The 21586-nt window shown below is 65.7% G+C and carries 14 protein-coding genes; 4 read left to right on the forward strand and 10 right to left on the reverse strand.

Annotated features, from left to right (window positions below):
- Positions 1-74: 74 nt before the first annotated feature.
- Entirely contained in the window at positions 75-365 is a 291-nt protein-coding gene (locus tag P0D73_RS05160; RefSeq protein ID WP_408175774.1) for a putative quinol monooxygenase, read from the reverse strand.
- Positions 366-883: 518 nt separating this feature from the next.
- On the opposite strand from P0D73_RS05160, the gene P0D73_RS05165 reads away from it, so the two are divergent.
- The gene (locus P0D73_RS05165; protein WP_408280445.1) at positions 884-2206 is read left to right on the forward strand and encodes an EAL domain-containing protein; all 1323 of its coding nucleotides are present in this window, start codon (positions 884-886) and stop codon (positions 2204-2206) included.
- On the opposite strand, the gene arfB is transcribed toward P0D73_RS05165, so the two are convergent.
- Positions 2203-2607, reverse strand: coding sequence for an alternative ribosome rescue aminoacyl-tRNA hydrolase ArfB (gene arfB / locus P0D73_RS05170; RefSeq protein ID WP_012432640.1), 405 nt, complete (start codon positions 2605-2607; stop codon positions 2203-2205). The two genes, P0D73_RS05165 and arfB, sit on opposite strands and share 4 nt — an antisense overlap.
- A 153-nt stretch (positions 2608-2760) precedes the next feature.
- Between arfB and P0D73_RS05175 the strand changes: the two genes are divergently transcribed.
- Entirely contained in the window at positions 2761-3402 is a 642-nt protein-coding gene (locus P0D73_RS05175; protein WP_408175775.1) for a VC0807 family protein, read from the forward strand.
- Positions 3403-3505: 103 nt separating this feature from the next.
- Here the strand turns inward: P0D73_RS05175 and P0D73_RS05180 are convergent, their stop codons facing one another.
- Genes P0D73_RS05180 through recC form a run of 3 tightly spaced genes read right to left on the reverse strand, consistent with a single transcriptional unit; the run spans position 3506 to position 12821 of the window.
- On the reverse strand, positions 3506-5752 hold the full coding sequence (locus P0D73_RS05180; protein ID WP_408430135.1) for an AAA family ATPase: 2247 nt from the start codon (positions 5750-5752) through the stop codon (positions 3506-3508).
- Entirely contained in the window at positions 5749-9441 is a 3693-nt protein-coding gene (recB, locus tag P0D73_RS05185) for an exodeoxyribonuclease V subunit beta (RefSeq protein ID WP_408430138.1), read from the reverse strand. Before recB ends, P0D73_RS05180 begins: the two co-directional genes overlap by 4 nt.
- A complete protein-coding gene (gene recC, locus P0D73_RS05190) occupies positions 9438-12821 on the reverse strand; it encodes an exodeoxyribonuclease V subunit gamma (protein WP_408430141.1) in 3384 nt (1127 codons plus the stop codon). Before recC ends, recB begins: the two co-directional genes overlap by 4 nt.
- Before the next feature lie 203 nt (positions 12822-13024).
- Here recC and P0D73_RS05195 point away from each other — a divergent pair, with 203 nt between their 5' ends.
- Entirely contained in the window at positions 13025-15547 is a 2523-nt protein-coding gene (locus P0D73_RS05195) for an FUSC family protein (RefSeq protein WP_408430262.1), read from the forward strand.
- A 133-nt stretch (positions 15548-15680) separates the two neighbouring features.
- On the opposite strand, the gene P0D73_RS05200 is transcribed toward P0D73_RS05195, so the two are convergent.
- The gene (locus tag P0D73_RS05200; RefSeq protein WP_408175779.1) at positions 15681-15890 is read right to left on the reverse strand and encodes a hypothetical protein; all 210 of its coding nucleotides are present in this window, start codon (positions 15888-15890) and stop codon (positions 15681-15683) included.
- 203 nt (positions 15891-16093) lie between these two features.
- Positions 16094-16567: an Lrp/AsnC family transcriptional regulator gene (locus P0D73_RS05205; protein ID WP_132376926.1), complete on the reverse strand. Its 474-nt coding sequence runs from the start codon at positions 16565-16567 to the stop codon at positions 16094-16096.
- Positions 16568-16803: 236 nt separating this feature from the next.
- Between P0D73_RS05205 and P0D73_RS05210 the strand changes: the two genes are divergently transcribed.
- Complete coding sequence (locus P0D73_RS05210; RefSeq protein WP_408315107.1) at positions 16804-17373, forward strand: cysteine dioxygenase family protein; 570 nt, start codon at positions 16804-16806, stop codon at positions 17371-17373.
- Between the two features lie 111 nt (positions 17374-17484).
- Here P0D73_RS05210 and P0D73_RS05215 read toward each other — a convergent pair whose 3' ends face one another.
- From P0D73_RS05215 to P0D73_RS05225, 3 genes are all read right to left on the reverse strand, one after another.
- Positions 17485-20109 (reverse strand): mechanosensitive ion channel domain-containing protein, encoded by a 2625-nt coding sequence (locus tag P0D73_RS05215; RefSeq protein ID WP_408430144.1) that lies wholly within the window; start codon positions 20107-20109, stop codon positions 17485-17487.
- Positions 20110-20287: 178 nt separating this feature from the next.
- Positions 20288-20935, reverse strand: a complete 648-nt coding sequence (locus P0D73_RS05220) for an NAD(P)-dependent oxidoreductase (RefSeq protein ID WP_408280425.1) — start codon at positions 20933-20935, stop codon at positions 20288-20290.
- A gap of 144 nt (positions 20936-21079) precedes the next feature.
- Positions 21080-21535, reverse strand: coding sequence for an Rrf2 family transcriptional regulator (locus P0D73_RS05225; protein WP_408280423.1), 456 nt, complete (start codon positions 21533-21535; stop codon positions 21080-21082).
- Positions 21536-21586: the final 51 nt, after the last annotated feature.

Here is a 21586-nt window from a genome sequence, read left to right on the forward strand (position 1 = left end):
AACAAACGGCGAGCACCGTGCCGGACTGATCGCGCCCGGCAGTTCGCTCGCCGTTGTGCAACTCGTCTGAAGGTTCAGGCGATCTTCGACACGACGCGAATTTCCGCGTGTTCCACCCAATCCGCCACCGCTTTCTTGTACGCCTCGATGTGCGCCGATCTGGCATGCACCGCGAGCGCTTCCTGACTTTCCCAACGCTCGACAAACACGAACCGGCGCGGCTGCTGCACGTCGCGGTGCAAATCGTACTGAAGCGCTCCCTGCTCCTTGCGCGTCGGCCCGACCAGCCCTTCGAGCGCCTGCCGCAATTGCTCTTCATAGCCCGGCTTCGCCACCGAGATTGCGACCACCGCGATTTCCGACATGCCTGACCTCCCTTTCACGAAAAGCAGCAGCATACCCGCCGCCCGCCGAACCTGCTGGCGGCCTGCGCGCAAGGCAGCGGCGTGCCTGTTCAGGTTTCGGCCGCGCTGACCGGATCGCCCGTTCGAACCTCCAGACGTCCGAGTACCGTCCTTGCCTGGAGTTTGGCGGGTGTCCGCTTGCCGCCCTGTTACCCTCGGTTTCATACAGGCGATTGAGAGCGCCAGGCGCAAGCGGTTTTGCGCGGGGCAAACGGGCGCAAAACTCAAGCCAGACGGCCGATTGGCGTGGAGATCGGCATCACCGCGGATATGACCCCGCGTCTGTGATTACCCGCACATTCACGCGAATTGCAAACTGTTAGACTGGTTTTGACTAGTTCGCCGGAGTCCAGCATGGCTGGCATCGCTCTCCGCGTTTCCGGGCTTTATCCGACCTGCCCAGCGCACGTGTGGGCCGTGCATCCGTTGCGCGCCGAATGGCCTGGCGCGTCCCGTCACCCGCTTGCCGCGATGTCGCCATGTCCGCTCTCCTGCCTGCCTTTATGCCATCCGTCAGCGAATTGACCCTGAGCGGCCTGCTCCCGCATCTGGTCCGGGACGAGTCCGGCTGGACCGCGACGTGGCGCGCGCTGACTTTGCACAGCGTGTTCCAGCCGGTGCTGTCGGTGACACACCAGCGCGTGGTCGGGTATGAAGGGTTGCTGCGCGCGTTCGATCCGGTCGGTCTGCCGGTCTCGCCTGACGTGCTCTTTTCCGGCACCCGCTCGGCGGCCGACGCCCGCGAGCTCGACCGCATCGCACGCTGCCTGCATGTGGCGAATTTCATGGAGCAAGGCATCAGCACCGGCTGGCTGTTTTTGAATACACGCCCGCAGGTGTTCGAAACCGGCTGGCCGCAACGCGCGTTCATCGACGAACTGTCGGCGCACTTCGGTCTGCCGCAGGAGCGCATTGTGATCGAAGTGCTCGAGCAGCCCGCCGACGACGAATCCGCTGTCGCCAGCATGCTCGCCGCGTCACAGCCGCGCGACTTCCTGATCGCGATCGACGACTTCGGCACCGGCTTCTCGAACTTCGATCGCGTGTGGCGCTTCCGCCCTGACATCGTCAAACTCGACCGTTCGCTGGTCGCGCGCGCCGGCAAGCGTGAAGGCGACGACTCGATGATCAGCCACCTGGTCTCGATGCTGCATCAGTCCGGCACGCTGGTGCTGGCTGAAGGCGTCGAAACCGACGAAGAGCTGATGATTCTGATGGAGGCCGACGTCGATTTCGTCCAGGGTTTCTGGCTCGGTCAACCGAAGAGTTCCGTGCAGGCGGCCTGCGCGAAGGTGCCTGCGCTGATCGAATCGATGTGGGGCAAGTTCGCCAACTACGAACGCGAGCATGCGGGCCATCAGCGGCTCGGTTTCGAAGGCTTCGCTGAAGCAGTGCTGGCGGCCGCCGAGACTTACAAGTCCACCGGCGATCTGCGCCAGGCGGCGCAAAAGGTCTGGCATCTGCGCGAAGCACGCCGTGTGTTCATCACCGACGGACAGGGCGAGCAGACCCAGCCCTCGGTCACGGCCGCCTCGGTGCCGCCGCCTCCGCTACGGCTCGCGCCGCTCTACACCGATACCCGCAGCAACTGGTCGCGGCGGGCCTATTTCAAGCATGCGCTCGCCGCACCGGGGCGCGTCGCGATGATGGGTCCGCATTATTCGCTCGCCGACGGTCAGGACTGCTACACCGCGGCCCTCGCCTTCGAGTACGACGACGGCACGCATGTGCTGTGCGTCGACTTCGTGCCGGCTGCCACGACCGCGGATGCGCGCCCGACGGGGCGCGGCAGCAAGCGCTAGTCGTCCACCCGGCCGCGGCCGGATTTGATCTCACTGCGTTTGGCCTTGCCGTCGAGGCGCCGCAGGTTCGACGCGCGCGTCGGCCGGGTTGCGACGCGCGGCTTGCGCGTCACGCTGACGCTTTCGATCAGTTCATCGAGCCGCGCCAGCGCCGCCGCGCGGTTCATCTCCTGAGTCCGATGCTCCTGCGCCTTGATGATCACGACGCCATCACGCGTAAGCCGATGATCTGACAGCGCGAGCAGGCGCATTTTCAACACTTCGGGCAGCGACGAAGCCTGCACATCGAAGCGCAGGTGAATGGCGCTAGAGACCTTGTTGACGTTCTGGCCGCCCGCTCCTTGCGCGCGCACTGCGGTCAGTTCGATTTCGTTCGGCGGGATTGGATAGCGGGATGTCATGACGCGAGCTTGAATCGGGAAACATGAGTGTACACAGCGCGCGACCGATCACCGACTACGGACTATCGAGCGCGTCTGCCGATGCGAAAAACTATTTGCGTCCACGCGGCCAGTTCATCGATACTGCGTTTTTCGCTTACAGCGTAAATTCACATGAAACTCCGTCCAGGTTTTGTGCTGGAACTGGCCGTCAACTTTCTGTTGCCGTGGCTCGCGTACCGGCTTGCGCTGCCGCGCCTGGGCGAGACCGGCGCGTTGGTCGCGTCGGCCGTGCCGCCGATCGTCTGGAGTCTGATCGAACTCGTGCGTTTTCGGCGCGTCGACGCGCTGAGCGTGCTGGTGGTGACCGGCATCGTGCTCTCGGTTGCGGCGATGGCGCTCGGTGGCAGTCCGCGCATGCTGCTGTTGCGCGAGTCGCTGGTGTCCGGCGCGGTCGGCGTGGTGTTTCTGCTCTCGTTGCCGATGCGCCGCCCGCTGATCTTCTATCTCGCGCGCGCCACCGTCGCCCGCGAAATGGAGGGCGGCGCGGCGCGCTTCGAAGCACTGTGGCAGGAGCGGCCTGCTCTCGTCAGCGCGATGCGGCTGATGACGCTGGTGTGGGGCATCGGCCTGACTGGCGAAACGGCGCTGCGTGCGTGGATGGCGCTAACGTGGCCGATCGAGCGCTTCCTGGTGGTCTCGCCGTTTATCGGCTATGGCATTTATGGCGGCCTCACGCTGTGGACGTTCTGGTATCGAAAGAGCATGCGTGGGCGCGTCGAGGCGCGTGTGCAGTCGGGTGGCGCTGCTAGTTGAGCGGGTTCGGCGCGAAATGCGATTCTGCCGTTCTGCCGTTCTGCCGTTCTACCGCTCAATTTGCGTGATCGGGCTGCCAGGCAGCCCGCGCTAGCCGCACCTACTATTTACCGCCGCGCCACACCTCCGCTATCCGCGCGGCCAACCCTGAGTCGCGTTGTGTCGGCGTCGCAATTGCCTGCGCCAGCACTGCGCGCCCGCCGATCACTTCCACCCGTTCTCGCGCGCGAGTGATCGCCGTGTACACCAGTTCGCGCGACAACACCCGGCTGAATACCGACGGCAGCATCAGCACCGCGTGCTCGAACTCCGAGCCTTGCGACTTATGAACCGTGAGCGCGAACGCGGTGTCGTGCGGTGGAAGCGCCGCCGGCGACACCGCTCGCAAACCGCCGTCGCCGGTCCGGAAATACACACGCAACGCGCCGCTCGCGCCCGGCAGCGCAATGCCGATATCGCCGTTGAAGAGACCCAGCGCGTAATCGTTGCGCGTCACCATTACCGGACGCCCGGCGAACCACTGCGCGCCCACTGCCAGCGTCACACCCGCCGCGCGCCGCACCTGCGCCGCCATCACCGCGTTCACCTGATCGACGCCGCGTGGCCCGGAGCGGGTCGCGCACAAAATGCGGAAACGATTCAACGTGTCGAACAGCGGCAATGGGTCAGGCGTTTCGGCTGCTAGCGCTGTGGCAAGCGCCTCGGCGTAGGGCGCGAAACCTGCGGCGAGCCGTGCGACGGTGCGCTCGGCAAGCGTCGCTTGCGTATCTTCGTGAAGCGCTGCAGCGCAAGTTTCCGTGGGTTCGGTGTGCAGGACATCGAGCGCGGCGCTCGCCGAGCCGTTACGAATCGCGAGCGACAGTCGGCCGATCGGCGACTCCAGGCCGAACCGATAGTTGCGCTCGAGCCAGACGACGCAATCGGCGAGCGGGCTTTGCGTGGATGAGGCGGATGTCGGTGGTGGTGCTGCGCTTTCGAAAAGGTCACTCGCCGGTGGTTCATTGAAAGCATCCGGCGAACCTGTATAGGCGAACAGATCGTCGTCCGGCGCATCGGGTTGCGCGAAAATATCGGCAGGGTCCGCGCCGAAGCCCCGCGATGCACCCGGCAATGCCTGCGTAAGCCCTGTCTCGTCGATGCCGAGCGCCTCGGCGATCCGCCGCAAACCACCTTGCGTAAAAGCCGGACGCGCGCTGAGTTCGGCGAACACCGCGCCGGCCTCGACGGCGGCGAGTTGGTCCTTGTCGCCGAGCATCACGAGACGCGTCTGCGGGGCAATGGCGTCGAGCAGATGCGCGGCCATGGCGACGTCGATCATCGACGCCTCGTCGATCACGACGACGTCGTAAGGCAAGGGATTGTCCCGATGATGCCGGAAGCGTCCTCCCGGCCCGGAGCCGAGCAAACGATGCAGGGTGTACGACGTCTGCGGCAAACGCGCCGCGAGTTCAGGCGGTAAATCGCCGGCGCGCGCGAGCAAGGCCTCCTGCATGCGCTGTGCGGCTTTGCCCGTGGGCGCCGCGAGTGCGATGCGCAAATCCGCACGCGCATCGAGGAGGCAGGCAAGCACGCCGACCACGGTGGTGGTCTTGCCAGTACCGGGTCCGCCGCTGACGATGGTGAGTTGCCCAGACAGCGCCATGACCGCCGCGACACGTTGCCAGTCGACTTCGTTGTCTTTGGGCGGACCGAAATAGCGTAGGAGACGCTCGTGTAGGGGTTGGGCGTCGGGGCTCGCGCTCGTGTTCACTCTGGTTCCCGCACCCGCGCCAGCGTCGGCGGCAATGTTGGCTGCAGCGCTCGCTCTCGCGCCTGTACGCGCATCGGCGTCAGCGCCGGCAAACAATCCCGCGTGAGAATCGTCGTGCGCAGTGTCAAGCGCACGAGTCCGCGCCTCCGCCCGCTGGCCCGCTTCCGCCCCCGCCTCCGCATGCGCCACTAGCGCGCGTGCAAGCCGCCGCTCGTAGTCGTAATAGCGAGCCAGATACAAGCGCCCTTGCCCATCGACCACCAGCGGCCGCAACGCCGCCGCGCTTTGCGAACCATCGCTCGCCATGCCGCTAGCGAACAAGGCCGCGCGAGCTTCGGCGCTCGACGCCTCGAAGCGTCGCGCCAGCACCGCAAGCGGCACGCACACGTGCCCTTCAGCCGTCGCGCGGCTCGCGGCGAATGCACCCCGCGCCGCCCACTTGACCGCCTCAGCCGACGCGCCGCCACGCCGCGCCAGCGCGCCGATGCGGCGCGCGAAACCTTCGGCGAGCGCGATACTGAAATCCGCCGGCGCGGGCAGATTCACGCCGATGTCGTCGAGCTCTGGCGGCGCCGATGTGCTCTGTTCGAACGCGCTCATGCGACACCCCCGATCATGGCCGCGTCGAGCAGCGCAACCAGCTCGAATGCGGGGCGCCGCATATGCACGCCCGCCGGTCCGTCGGCGTCGCGCCAATGCGGACGCACGCCGCGCACGAACAGATACAGATAGCCGCCGATGTGCGTGTCGTACGAATAATCGCGCACCCGCGTTTTCAGATAACGATGCAGCGCGACCGTATAAAGCAGCGCCTGCAGGTGATACGCGTGGCTCGCCATGGCCGCTTCGAGCGGCGCGGCGGCGTAGTCGGCGGCGGTGTCGCCCAGATGGTTCGATTTCCAGTCGACGATCCAGAACCGTCCGTCGTGCTCGACGATCATGTCGATAAATCCTTTGACGAACCCGCGCAACACGCCGGGTTCCAGTGCGACGTCGGGATAGCCGTGTTCGATCAGAAGTTCACGCAACGCGGGGAAATCGAGCGACGGCGCCGCGAACAGAAACTCGAGTTCGTTCAGCCGCCGGCGCGGGTTCAGTTTGGCGAGTGTCATGCCGGGATGCAGTTCGGCAGTGACCACGTCCCTGAGCAGGTTGTGCATCATCGCCGGCAAGCGTGCGGCGAGTTCAGGCACAGCCGGAGCCGGACGCTCGCGCAACGCCCCGCGGATGGCGTCGGTCCATGTGTGCGGCTCGGTGAAATCAGCGAGTTCGAACATGCGATGCAGACAATCGCCCGCAGCGGCGCCACGCGGAAACGCGAGGATGTCGTCTTCATCGTAGGCCGGCGCCTGTGGCATGGGTGCCGGCGTGACGACGAGCGCATCGGCAATCTCGTCGTGATCGGGACGCACCTCTTCCGCCGGCGCATGCATTTCTTCGGCTTTACTGCCGGCGGCGATCAGGCCGCTGAAACTCGCCATGCGCCACTGATCGCGCAACGGCCTGCGGTTGGCTCGCGCCTGCATTCGCGCGCCGCGGTCCTGAAGGCTTTCGAGCGGCACGCGGCGCTGCGGCCTAGGCAGCGCCTGCAACGTGATCGGGCCACCCGCCAGCGCCTGCCAGCGCGCCGACAACGCGGCTTCGTCGGGCGGCTCGGCGAGCCAGTCGCCGAAATCATGACCACCACCGGCCACGAGCCAGTTCAACACGCTGCGGCGTGACTCCTTGCTGGAGCGCGACGACAGATACGTGCCGGCGACCAGATAGCAGCGGTACACCGCACGCGTCAACGCAACGTAGACGAGCCGCGCCCGTTCCGCCGCCTGTTCGCGCACCGCGTAACGCGACGCATGCTCGGCCTCCGCGTCGTCGCAACCGTAGTGCAGCACCGCATCGCCGGTCTCGTCGTGATACTCGCGCGCATCCGGCAAACCGGACGACGGCGGTTCGCGCAACGCGCCGTCGTTTAGGAACGGACAGAACACCACCGCGTATTCGAGCCCTTTCGATTTGTGAACCGTGACGATCTGCACGAGGTTGCGATCCGACTCGAGCCGCAACTGCGCGTCGTCGCCACCGCCCTGGGTGCGTTGCGCGGCGAGCCAGCGCAAGGTCGGCGCGATACCGGGCTGCGTCGCGGCGCGCGCCTGCACGAGTTCGGCCAGGTGGTTCACGTTCGTCAGGCGCCGCTCGCCGTCCGCTGCGGCAACCAGCCGTTGCGCGACGCGCAGCTCACGCATCAGCGTGCGCCACATCACCGCGAAGCCGCGCTCATGCCACAGCGTGCGGTAGCGCGAAAAACGTTCGACCCAGCCCATCGCGTCGGCGGCGTGCGCGGGATCGTCGGCGACCGATGGCGCGTCGGCGACCTGCTCGAGACGCCACAGCGCCGCGGCGTCGAGGCCCAGCCAGTCGGTCGCCAGCGCGGCGCGCAGACGGCGCAGATCACCAGGCGTATCGACGGCGGCCAGCACCCGTTCGATCTGCTCGGCGTCGAGCGTCGCGAACACCGACGCCTGCGCCAGCTCCACGCTGCCGACACCCCACGCGGCCAGCACGCGTTTGATCAGACTGCCCTGCTTATGCGTTTGCACCAGCACCGCGATGTTGCCCGGCGCGAGCGGCGCATCGCCGATCGTCACCACGCCTTCGCGCGCACCGCGCAGGAGCCGCACGATCTCGGCGGCACACGCTTCGCTCGCTTCGCGCTGAGCCTCGCGTTTGGTCAGCGCGGCGTCGCCTTGCGGCAAGGTCCAGATACGGAAATCGCCGGCGCTCGTGTCCGGATCGGAAAACGGCAGCCTGCGCCGTTCGCCCGCACGCACCGGTTGATAGTCGAGGCCATCCAGCACGAACGCTTGCGGATTCGCTTCGAAGAGCCGGTTGCAAGCCTCGACGATGGGCGCGGTCGAGCGCTGATTGACGGCCAGCGTGTAGCACGCGGAGGCCGCCTCACGCGCCGCCAGATAGGTGTGCAGATCCGCCGCGCGAAAACTGTAGATGGCCTGCTTCGGGTCGCCAACCAGAAACAGCGGACCGGCCGGCGCGAAAATACGACTGAAGATCGCGAACTGCAGCGGATCGGTGTCCTGAAACTCGTCGATCAGCGCTGCGGGGTAACGCGTGCGCAACGCATCGGCAAGCCACGGATGCGCCGCGAGCGCGCGGTACAAATTGGACAGCAGATCGTCGAACGAGACGACGCGGCGCGTGCGTTTGCGCGCCACCAGCTCGGCGGGCGCGTAGTCGAGCCAGGTTTGCACGAGCGAGAGCCAGCGCGCGCGTTGCGCGGCTTCGGCCGCGATCACGGCTGCCGCCAGCGCTTCAGCGTGCTCGAAGAACGCATGTTCGGGCGGCTCGAACTTGACCTTGGTGGCCTTCTTCAACGCCGAGGCCGTCAGCTTCAACGCGGCCCTCGGCGGCGGCGCATGGCAGTCGCCCTGCGCGAAGTACTCAGTCCATGCAGCGATCGCGGCGCTCACATGATCGGGCTTATGCGAGGTCTTGCTCAGACGGTCTTGCGCCTGGGTCAGCAAACTCACAATCGCATCGCGCTCCGCTTGCCAGAGGTCGCAAGCAGCTTCGAAACCAGCTTGCGGATCGGTGCCATTGCCGCTCGCGTCGACCTTGCCCCAGCGCAACTGCGCCAACGGTTTCTTCAGACGCCGCGCGAGTTGTTCATCGAGTGAAGCGGGACCGGCGCGTTTGGCCACCAGCCACGCGGCGAACGCAGGATGCGCATGCGCTACCGGTTCCACCTGCTCACGCCAGAAGTCAGCCGCCATTTCGAAGCGCAACGCCGCGTCGTCGGCTTCCATTTCGAAGGCGAACGGCATGGCGGCGGCAAACGGCGCCTCCTGCAACGCGCGCTGACAGAATGCGTGGATGGTATGGATCGCCGCCTGGTCGAAGGTGCGCAACGCACGCCTCACCACCTTCAAGGCGTCCTCGCGCTCGATGCCCCGCTCCGGCCCCAGCGTCGTTTCAAAGAGACGGCGGACGAACGGATCGCCGCCGTCGTCATCCATTTCGATGGCGCGGTGCAGTTCGGCCAGACGCCCGCGAATGCGTTCATGCAATTCCGCGGTCGCCGCCTTCGTGAACGTGACAACGAGAATCTGGTCCGCGTTCAGGTTCTTTTCGAGCAGCAGGCGCACGTACAACGCGCAGATATTCCAGGTCTTGCCGGTGCCCGCCGAAGCCTCGATCTGATTTACGCCGTCGAGCGAACAGGCGAACACGTCGAGTTCTTCGGCGACCAGCGCGTAATGCTTCGTGGCGCCGCTCATGACGCGCTCCGCAGATGTTGCATGAGTGGTTTGAACACGATCGCGGCGAGGCTGCCGAAAGGCTCGTCGAGCGACAGCGGCGTGCCGCGCAATGCGATCCGCAAGGCGGGATCGTCGGACTCGCCACGCACGCGGTCGTTGATCCAGACGCCCTGCGCGGCCGAATCGCTTTCGCTGACTTTGGTCCACGCGCTCTTCGGGAAAAAGCGCAGCGGCAGCATGCGGCCTGCCTTGAACAACGCGGCGAGCGGCGCCAGTTCGTCGAGCGGCGCAGCGACCGGCGTGAGTTCGAAACTCTCGCCGCTGCCATGCCATACGGTGCGGCGCGGGCCGTCCGGCTGCGCGGCGCAATAGACCAGATGCGCGAGCCATGCCGACAGATAGTCGCGTGCGGTAGGTTTGGCGTAGCGGAAAATCACTTGTCCTGTTTCGGTGAGCAGGTTCAGACTGCCGTGCAGTTGCAATGGCGTTTCGGCGCCTTGCCGAAGCAGCGCGTCATGCGGGCCGAACAGCGCACCGGCAAGCTCCTCGCTCGCGGGCCAGCGCGGCGCGATGTCGAGCACGAACGGCAAACGCTCGACACCCGAAGCCACCTCGCGACGCACGCTGTCGGCGAGCTGACGCAACGCACCGAGCTCGCGCGCTCGCCACACCGCGCCAGTCGCGCCGCCCGGCAATTCCGGGCTCGCCGCCGCCACACGGCGCACGCGCTCGAACACGACGTCGTCGTCCGTATCCACGTCGAGCAGCACGGGCAAAAGGCGGTCCGCCAATGCATCGCGCCCCGCGTAATCCAGGTCGAACGGCTCGGTATCGAGCAATTCGCCTTGTGCTTCCGACAACACGATGCCCAGGCGGTCGCGCAACAGCGCCCGCGCCGGATGACGCCAGAAACGCACGAATTCGTCGAAGGCAATCGGCGCCGGCTCTTCCGGCGGCAACGGTCGATCGAAGAACGGAGCCGCAGCGGCATGCGTGGGCGCAGCCAGCAACGTGGCCAGCTCGGCGCGATCAGCGTCGTAGCTGAACAGCTCGGATTGCGACGAGAAATAGTCCGACGCAAACGCCTGCAACGGATGATCGACGATGAACGCATGCCGCGCGCTCTCGACTTCGGCGGGACTCGCGCCCTCGCCCGCCGACACCTGCGCGAGATGGTCGAGCAATTCATCGACCAGCGCGGCGGGCGGCAACGGCGCGTTGTCGCGAATGCTGCGACCCGTATAAGCGATGAAGAGACGATCGCGCGCCGCGAGCAGCAGATCGAGGAACAAATTGCGTTCGTCGTCGCGGCGCTGACGGTCGCCGGCTTTGCCGAACGCGGCCATCAGATCGAACTCGTCGGCGCGCGCGAGACTCGGCAACACGCCGTCGTCCATGCCGAGCAGACAGACGACGCGATACGGCAAGCCGCGCAAACTGGTCAGCGACGAAAACGTCACGCTGCCCCAGGGCACGCCGCCGCGCGCGGGGTCGTCGAGCGCTTCGGTGAGCGCGCCGCGCACCACCGCGGCGGGCAGCGCGACTTCTTGCGCGCCGGCTTGCATCGCGTCGCCCATCTTGTCGATCGCGTCGCGCACGGCGGCGAGCGAATCGGCGAACTCGACGCCGCCGTCGAAACATTGCGCGAGCGTTTCGAGCAGCAGTTGCGTCCACTCGGCAGGCGCGCGCTCGATTGCGCAATTCGCCGCGAAGCTGTCGATGTCGTCGACGAAACGCGACAGGCGGCCGAGCAATTCCGCATCCGAGCCGCCGGCGCCTTCGATCGGCAGCCAGGCGTCCACGGGTTCGCCGCCCTCCGGCATCGCATAGCCGAGATACAGGCGCGTGAGCGCATCCGCGAACGTATGACGGGCGATCGGCACGTGTTCGCCCGTCGGCTCGACCGGGGTGAGCCCGCGACGCGCACCGGCTGCGGCGAGCCATTCCTGCGCGGCTTCGAGCGAGCTGGCGTCGATTCCGTAACGCACGGCAATCGCGTCGACGCGCAACCATTCGATCAGATCCGGCGCGCCCACGCTGCGCTCGGGCAAGGCCAGCCAATCGAGCAGCAACCGCGCAACCGGATTGGCCTGCGACGGCGGCAAGCCGGTGATCCGGTACGGAATGCGGCGCGTGTCGCCAGGCGGCGTGGTGCCGAACACGGCGTCGATCAAGGGGCCGGCCGCCGCGAGATCGGACACGGCGACCAGTACGTCGGACGGCTGCAGATCGTCGAACTCATCGAACCAGCCGAGCAGGCGATCGTGCAGCACTTCGAGTTGCCGCGACAGACTGTGACAGACGTGCACTTCGATGCCGCGTTCGATCGGCAGTTCGTCGGCATCGGTCTCGTCGCGCAGATCGAGAATGCCGTTCTGCACGGCGGCAAGCCAGCTCGGTTGCGGATTCCCGGTGAAATCGCCGGTCTCGCCGGAAGCGGCGCTCTCGGTCAACTCGTGCAGCATGTGCAACTGCGCCTGAGTCTGGCGGCCCCACTCGGCAAGCAATGGATGGCCGACTTCCTGATAGTCGAGCTGGCCGGCGGCGTCGAGCGCTTCGACGCGCCCCGCGCTGACGACGTCGAACCAGAACTCGCGGCACGGATTCATCACGTACAGCCGCACGTCGACCCAGCGCGAGAGCGCGCGCAGCAGCGCCACGTGCAACGGCGGCATGGTCGGCAGCGCGAACACGCTGACCGCTTCGGGCCACTGTGCGTTCGAGATCGCCTCGAGATCGAGCGTGCCGATTTCGTCGAGAAAACGGTAAGCAGGCGGCAAGGCGGCCGCGGGTGTTTGCGCGTCGCCCGACAGTTCCGTGAGCACCGCTCGCCACAATGCCGCTTGCCAGCGCTCGTCCTCGCGCGCCGCTTCGCTCGCGCCGACAAGGCGCGGACCGGTATCGTCAGCCGCGCCGCTCGCGAAGATCGAGCCGCCCTTCTGCCATTGCAGCAGCCACTCCGGGCGATAGGTCAGATAGTGGTCGAGCACGGTCGCCACGCGCCGCGCGAGTTCGTAGCGCATCGAAGCGTCCGCCGCATCGAGATACGTGCGCAGACGCGGCGACGCACTCCAGGGCAGCGCTTCGTCCACATCGTCCACTTGGCCCAGCAGCCGGTAGCAGCGCCACACGAGCCGGTCCGGCGCGAACGGCGAATGCTTCGGCACCGTGATCACGCCGCCGATCTGCGCCCACAGCCATTGCGCGAGATAACCAAAGTCGACATTCGCGCAGATGCCCTGGCGCGCGGCAATATCGAGCTCGAGCCGGCGCCGCACCGCCGCGCTCGGGACGATCACGGGCTGCGCGGTCCAGGGATCGGACGGCGCTTGTGCCAGGTCGTCGAGCAGCGCGCCGACAAGGGTTTCGTAGCGATTCGAGTAGAAGAGCTGGAGCATGGATCCCGGGGCTTGCGGGCGGCGCGGGCGGAACGCCCAGGCCGCGACTGACATTGAAGCGACAGCATAACAAACGCATCCCCAGGGCAGAACCTGGCCGAACGGACGAGGTCAGATCAGCCATAAAATCAGTTAGACTCGACGGCAGTTTGGGTCTGCCCCTTCAACCGCGGTTTTCTCAGTGAATGGAATCCAGGCAGTCGATGCGCTATTCGGTTGAAATAAAAAAATTCCTCTACAGCCAGTACTTTTATGGCGGCCTGCGCATCGCAGTCGGCGTGTCGTTACCGGCGGTACTGTGTCTGATCGTGTTTCACGATCGCGAACTCGGCTTCACGATCGCGACCGGCGCGCTCGGCGCCTGTGTCGTCGATATGCCGGGCCCGCTCAAGTACAAGCACAACGAAATGCTGGCGTGCACGGTGATCGGCTTCCTGTCCGCGCTCGCCACCGGGCTCGCCACGGTGAACGCGGTGGCGTTGTGGTGCACGGTCGTGCCGCTCACCTTTCTGCTGTCTCTGATCGTCGTGTACGGCAACCGCTGGCCGCAGATCAGCTTTGCCACGCTGTTCATGATGATCATGACGCTGGAAGAGCGCTTCACGCCGATGCAGGCGCTCGTCAATGCGTCGTGGATTCTGGTTGGCGGCCTCTGGTACACCTACTGGTCGACCTTCGTGAGCCGCTGGATGATGCATCGCATCGAGCAGCAGGCGCTGGCCGAAAGCGTGTTCGCGTGCGCCGACTATCTGCTGGCGCGCGCCGAGTTCTACGACCTCGATAACGATCTTGACGAGTGTTATCGCAATCTGGTCGACAAGCAGATCACCGCGGTGGATCGCCAGGACGCCGCGCGCGACATCGTGCTGCGCAATCTGCCCAAGTTCAAGAGCGGCAAGCTCGAACCGCGCCGCGCCATGCTGTTCAATCTGTTCATCAATACGGTCGATCTGCACGAACTGTTCGTCGGCGCGCATACGGATTACCCGTTGGTGCGCAATACGTTCGGCGGCTCCGATCTGCTGGTGTTCTACCGTGATCTGATCCGCAAGGCGGCAGCCGATCTCGAGGAGATCGGGCTTGCGGTGCTGCAAAACCATGCGCCGCGTGGGCGCGTGAACGTCAAGGCGGAATTGCGCGCCATCGAATTCGAAATCGACCTGATGCGCAAGCAGGATCTGCCGGCAAAAAACCACGAGGCTTATTCGGCCATCTCATCGACTTTCCGGCGCGTCTGGAGCGCCACGCGTCTGATCGACAAGATGCGCAAGAGTCTCTCAAGCGAACCCAGCACGACCGAGACCGAATTGCGCCTCGACCAGGCGCTCACACGATTCGTGTCGAGCCGGCGCGTGCCGTTCGGGCAGATTTTCTCGAACCTGACGATGGCCTCGCCGAGCTTCCGCCATGCGTTGCGCGTGACGATCGCCGTCGCCGTGGGCTTCTGGCTCGGGCGCCTGCTGCCGCTCACCAACGCCTACTGGATCGTGATGACCACCGTCATCATTCTGAAGCCGGGCTATTCGCTGACCAAACAGCGTAACGGGCAGCGGATCGTCGGCACGCTGATCGGCTGCGCGGCGAGCATCGCGCTGATGATCTTCGTCAAGGAACCGCACATCCTGCTGGTCGTGATGTTCGCGTCGATGGTGATGAGCTACAGCCTGCTGCTGTTCAATTACACGGCGAGCGTGGTGTTCACCTCGTCGTATGTGCTGCTGATGTTCCATCTGCTCGCGCCGGGCAGCATGCGCATCATCGGCGAACGCGCGATCGATACCGTGGTGGGTTGCGCGATCGCAATCGCGGCGAGCCACCTGTTCCCGTACTGGGAATATCGTTTGATGGGCAAGCTCGTCAACAACATGATCAACGCGACTCGCCAGTATCTGGAAGCAAGCTGGTGGTGGAGCGGCAAGCCGGCCGCCGCCGTGGTCGCCACCGTGACCGAAGCCGGCGCGCGGGCCCCGGCGGCGGCGATGGCCGATCCGGCGATCGACTTTGCCAAGCCGGTGCTGGCGACGGTTAATGGAGGTGCAAGCGGAGGTGCAAGCGGTGGCACAAGCAGCGTTGCGAGCGGCAGCGCAAACGCCGCGACCGCCGTGACTACCGATGCAACAACCAAACCCATTGCCGACGCCGGCGCCAGTGCGGGCACGACCACGGTCAGCAACCCGACCGCGAAGCCGGCCGCCGGCGCCTCCGCTGCCGCCGCAGCCGCGGCGACCGCGCTCGATCGCGATTATCGCTACCGGCTCGCTCGCAAGAATGTTCACGTCGCGTTCGCCAATCTGGGCCAGGCCTTTCAGCGCATGATGCTCGAGCCGAAGTCCGCGCAGAAGTTCGTACCGGAACTGAACGGCCTGCTGGTGCGCAGCCATGTGCTCGCCTCGCAGATCACCGCGGCCGCGCCGCTCTTGCGCACCTCGGCGCAACAGCAGGTCGAAGGCGTCTCGCTACAGCCTCTGCAACGTGCGCTGAGTGTCGTGCGCGACAATCTTACCGAAGCTGAAACCGGCACCGCGCCGGCCGCCGATCAGAACGAGCAGATCAAACTGCTGGGCCGCGAACTCGATGCGATGGTGGTCGAAACGGAGAAGTCGCCGGGCTATTCGGCGGATGCCGTGCATGACATGAAGTTGCTCGCGCATCAATGTAAGCAGATGCTGTCGGCGGCAGCGCAGATTCGCAAGGATGCGAGCGTGATTCGCCTGCCGGACGAGTGAAACTGCGTGGGCCGACATTGCGCCTCGTGCGGTCGGCGTGCCTTTAGCTTTTTAGATGGATTGGCCGTCTGCATGACGGCGAGCGTCTCGCCGGCACATTGAGCGCGACGCTCCAACCGATGTACTCGCTGTCTTACTGAGCCACGCCGCTTGCCGGCTTCGCGGCGTTGGCCGCTGCCGCCGCTTCGGACGAAATCGACGGCGCCGGTGCGTTCTGGCTCTCGAAATCGTGCTTTTCCTTGATGGCGTTATAGAAGAGTGTGGCGATCACCAGCAATACCGCGACCACGATGAAGACGGCAATGCCAAAGGTCGGGTTCTTCTTGCGCGGCGGTTTGTTCATGAGGCGGGCTCGGTTCGCGAGGCAGTCGCGGATGGTGTCTGGGAAGGCGGCATTCTACGCCCACTGAGCTTGCACACGGCTTGCAGTGGGCATGCTCGGTGGCCTAGGCGCGCGAGCTTGCCGGAAGCTTCAACGGCTGACCAGGCGTGCCGTACGGTTCGCTGTCTGACGAACGGCAAACGATGCACCCGCCTCCTGTCCCCCTACCTCACCACGGCGGGCCTGACCGGCAGCGCCGTCGAATACTTGATCTGCTCCATCGCAAAACTCGAACTCACGTCGTACAGCGGCACGGCGGCGATCAGCAGTTTGTAGACGCGGTCGTAGTCGTCGATATCGGACACCACCACGCGCAGCAGGTAATCGGTTTCGCCGCTCATCCGGTACACCTCCACCACTTCCGGAATCTCCTGCACGGCATGCGTAAAGGTTCGCGCCCACTCCTCCGTGTGCTGGTTGGTGCGTACCGCGACGAACACCGTCGTGCCCACGCCGAGTTTGCGCGCGTCGCAAAGCGCGACCTGCGCGCGGATCACGCCCGCCTCTTTCAGACGCTGCAGCCGCTTCCAGCAAGGCGTTTGCGACAGGTTCACGCGTTGCGCCAGTTCGGCGATCGGCATGGTCGCGTCCTCCTGCAGCAACTCCAGCAGCTTCCGGTCGATGATATCCATTCCCATCGTGACACCCCCATAGGAAATTATTCTACTTTTCAGATTCCAAGGGGAATTATATGGAAACTCTTTCTCCGGGCAAACCGGTATAAATATCGCTATCCGAAAATAACCGATAAGCAGTCTGCCGCTGCCCAACGATCATGAGTCAAGACCTCCGCTCTGCGTCCCCCGAAGGCCTCCCAGCCCAACGCGTGCAGCCTGTTAAAACGGCTCAGGCGGGTTCGCGTGAGCCGGTGGACATGCTGTTGCGCGCCGGGCGCAACGCGCCGCTCACGCGCCTGTGCGGTGCCCTGGATGCGATATTCGACGCCTGCGCCCATTTCCGCGAACCGTCGGATTCGACGTTCTTCGCCCGCAGCATGCGCACCGCGCTCGCCGACGCCGCGGCAAACCCCGATTTGCTCACGGCGGCGCAACGCGAGGGCTCGGTCGAGAAGTACCGGCGCCATCTGCTGGCTGCCGATCCGCACGGCCGTTATGCGATCGCGGCGCTGGTGTGGCTGCCGCAACAGGCGAGCCCCGTGCACGCGCATCACACGTGGTGCGGTTATGCGGTGGTGGATGGCGCGCTGAGCGAGACGGTATTCGAATGGAACGGCGCGCAGCATTGCGCGAGCGCCACGCGTACGTCAGCGCGCAACGCAGGCGCGGTGTCGTTCGTGCGAGGCGGCCGCGGCGGGATTCATCAGTTGGGTAATCGCAGCGATGCCCCGGCCGTTTCGCTGCATATTTACGGCGTCGCGGGCGCGCAGATCGCGACGCACGTCAACGACATCGTGCGCGCGGCGGATGTGCCGGCGCTGACCTGAAACGATGCGGCGCGGCTGCCCCGCACTCCGTGCCTGACGATCTAGTGACGCAGTGACGCGCGAGGCCGACGCCTCGCGCCCTCCCGCAAAAGCCACGCACCGCGTGCGCCATCAAGTCTTCCCGCTCACCTCGCCTGCCGTCGGAATCTGCGGCGGAATCGGCGCCGTTTGCCCGGTCGGCGGCGGCGCCGGCCGCGGTTCATGCGACACATCGCGCGCCACGGCCAGCGGCGCATGCACGGCCCGCGCCGCCGACGCCGCTCCGGTCTGCGCATGCTCATGCGGGTGCGGAGCGAATCCCGACACCTCGTCGTCCTGCAAAGGCTGCCCTTCGCTATCCTTCGACGACGTGTACACACGCATCTGCGGCACCGGAATCTCGATGCCGGCTTCGTCCATCTTGCGCTTCAGACGCAGATTGAAGGCGCGCGCCACGCTCCACTGCTGCAACGGCCGCGTCTTGATCTGCCCTTTCACGACCATCCAGTTCGGATCGAAACGGTCCAGTCCCCACACCTCGATTGGTCCGAGCATCTCACGGCGGTAACGGAAGTCGGCCATCAGATCGGCGCCGACCTCGCGAATCAGTTGCGTGATCTGATCGACGTCGGTGGAGAACGACATGCGCACTTCGAACACCGCATAGGCGAAGTCGCGCGACAGGTTCTTGACGATCTTGATCTGCGAAAACGGAATCGCGTGAATCGCGCCCTGGCCGTCGCGCAACCGCACCGTACGGATCGACAGATGCTCGACCGTGCCCGCATGGCCGCCGTCCACGTCGATCCAGTCGCCCACCGAAATCGTATCCTCGATGATGATGAACAGCCCCGTGATCAGGTCGGTCACGAGCGACTGCGCGCCGAAGCCGATTGCGAGGCCGATCACGCCGGCGCCCGCCAGCAGCGGCGTGACATTGATGCCGAGATTCGCCGCCGTGACGATGCCGGCGATCGTCATGATCGAGACCAGCAGCACGTTGCGCACCAGCGGCAGCATCGTGCGGGCGCGCATGCTCGGCGCGCGCGCCTTGTTGCGCGGCCCGGCCGGATTGAGTGCCTCGGTGATCGCCGTGTCGACCAGAATCCACAGCAGCCAGGCAATGAACACGGTGGCGACGATCGCCGTCACCGCGTGCGCGATACCGCGCGCCGCGACGTTTTCCTCGATCACCGCGGCGAGTGACACACCCCACAAACGCGCCGCGAGTTCGAAGAAAAACAGCCAGATGAAGAGCGTCACCAGCGTGCCGAAAAAGCGCAGCAAGCGCGTGAGATACGGCGAGCGGCGACGCGCGCGCGCACTGCGCGGACGCGTCAGGCGCAACACGATAGCCGACAGGAAGAACGCCAGCACCAGCAGAGCCGCGGTCACCACCGAAATCTGCAGCACGTTTTCGCTCGAACCCGAACCGCCGAGCGTGGCGACCACCGACGCGGTAGCGAGCACCAGCACGGGCACGTGCCACAACGCGGCGAGCACTTCGAAGGCGTCGGTCGCGGCCTTGTGATTGGTGCGCTGTTCGTAAGGCCGGTTGCGAATCAGATGCGCGACCGGCCGGCGAAACGCGAGCGCGAAATAGCCGGTGAGGACGGCGGCCGTCATGTTGGCCGCCGTCGAAATCAACGCGGCGAGGTTCGAGCCGAGCTGATGCGCGACGTCGTAATTGACGGCGGCGTCGCCGAGCGCACCGCACACGCCGACCACGAACAGCACGCGCCGCGCATGATCGATCAGCAGGCGCACCGCGATCCGCCGATGCCCCGAGCCGAACAGCGAAAACATGATCAGACAGATCGCCGAAAACACCGCCCCCGCGACGATCGCATACGCGACCACCATGCCGAGCGTGCGGCCAAGCGCATCGGGCATGGCGCGCACGAACAATAGCGCGGCCAGGAAGGCGATGATCCAGGGTCCGACACGGCGCAGCGCGAAAATCAACAGTTCGCGCGTGGTGGGATTCGGCTGGAGTCCCATGACGATGCCGAAGCGCCGGTACAGCCGGTGCTGCACATAGATCAGCGCGCCGGCGCATGCGCCCCAGCCGGCCAGCATCGCGAACATGGAAAACAGAATGCGGCCGAAGCTCTCGTGCCCCTGCCCCGAGATGATCGTGTAGAGCTCATTGCCGGCCGCGTTGAAGCGGCCGCCCCAATAGCGGACCGGCGTGCGGCCCTGATGCACATCGGATTCGAACGACGCGATGCCCGACGCGATCGCGCCGAGCAAGCCCGGGCTCGGCTGTGCGGGCACGGGCGGCGCGACCGTTTGCGAGACGTCGCGCAATTTTTTGAGCTGGGCGACGAGCGCGGTGCGTTGGCGGTCGTTGTCGAGCGTGGAGATCACGCTGTCGAGCGAGCGCGCCAGTTCCGCCTGACTCGCCGGCGACGGCGCGGACGCCGCCTCCGCCGCCGAAGCGCCCGAGGCCGAAGACGCGGGCGTCGCCGTCACCGTCGCACTGTTGATCAGGCTCTGCAAGGCCGGAATGACGGGCGTGCCGGTGGCAGCGCCGGCGGCAAGCGCCTTCGCGGGCAGCCAGCCGACACACAGGATCAGCGCGACAAAGACCGCGGCCGCCCATGCGCCGAGCCGCGCGGCGAGTTGCGGGCGCGCGCCGCGACGGGCGTCGCATGCGGCACGGTCGGAAGAAAAATGAAAGACGGCGTGGGTCGCCGGCTGCCCGCCGTTGGACGGCGCAGCCTCGGACTCACGCCGCAACGGGCATGACTGCATGGCAATCCGTAAGAAAACGGGAGACGCCAGTGTATCCGCAGTTTTATCGGGAGCGACCGAACTTGCGTAACCGAATGTTAGGACGCTTGCGCGCGCTCAAACGTTGTGAGGACCGCGCGTGGGTCCTGACGTCGCGCTTGTAACGGCCGCGCGCGGCCGGTTCAGCCTCGTTTCACGCTCAATAGGCGACGGTCGCGATCTGACGGATGAAATGGCCCTGCTCCAGTTCATCGACGAAGGCAATCGCGTAATCTTCGGCGGAAATGCGGCTATTGCCCTCGGCGTCGGCCAGCAGCGTGTTCGCGCCCGTGCGGAATTTGCCGGTGCGCTCGCCCGGCGCGATGATCGCGGCCGGCGCGAAGCAAGTCCAGTCGAGGTCGGTCACGCCGCGGTAGTAGTCGAATACCTTCCGATGCGCGAGCGCGATCGGCTTGTAGGCGTCCGGAAAGCCTTCCGTATCGACCAGTTGCTTGCCCGGCGCCACTTCGAGCGAACCCGCGCCGCCCACCACGACGAGGCGCTTCAGGCCCGCCGCGCGCACGCCTTCGACGAGCGCATGAGTCGCCTTGTCGAGCGCCGCGAGATCGTCTGGCGGCGGCGCATAGGCGCTCGCCACCACGTCGTGGCCGCGCACCGCCGCGCCGACGCTCGCGGCGTCGAGCAGATCGGCTTGCGCCGCTTTCAGGTTCGCCACATCGGTCGGCACGCGCGCCGGATTGCGCGCCAGAGCTGTCACCTGATGCCCGCGGCGGGCGGCTTCGGCGGCGATCCGCGAACCAATCATGCCGGTGGCGCCGAACAACGCGATCTTCAACTGTTTGCTCATTTTCAATGCTCCTGTCGTTAGCATATATGTAACCACATCGATTACATATAACGCGGAAAAAAGAGGGGCTTGAGCCCCCGTTCGTTGCGAGGCGCGTGCTTCGATCGACCACCACGCGCCCTTCCGTACTGCTATTTTGCTACGTCACCCGTGCGAGCGCTTCTTGCGTTCGCGCTGCTTCTCGGCACGCACCACGTCAGCTGTGGCGTCGGCCAGCGTGCGCGCACCGAGCGCCGCCTCCATGGCCTGCTGCGCTTCGTCGATGATGCCGCGCAGTACGCCCTGGATGTTGCGCCCGACCATGCATGCCGGATTCGGCTCCTCGCGATGCAACGCGAATAACTGCGCGTCGTCTACCGCACGGTACACCTCGAGCAGCGTGATCTGGTCAGGGGCTCGGGCCAGCAGCGCGCCGCCGCCCGCGCCGAGCTGCGAGGTAGTGAGCCCCGCCTCTGCCAGCATGCTCAGAAGCCGCCGGATCAGCGCGGGATTCGTATTCACGCTGCCCGCGATCATGTCCGACGAGAGCGGCGCGCCCTCCTGCAACGACAGCAGCGCGAGCACATGCACCGCGAATGCAAACCGGCTACTCGTGTTCACAGCAAACCCGCCCGGCGACGACAATGTGTAACCATAGTAATTACATTTAAT

The organism is Paraburkholderia sp. RL18-101-BIB-B, from assembly GCF_046026985.1.
In the GTDB taxonomy this organism is placed as follows: domain Bacteria; phylum Pseudomonadota; class Gammaproteobacteria; order Burkholderiales; family Burkholderiaceae; genus Paraburkholderia.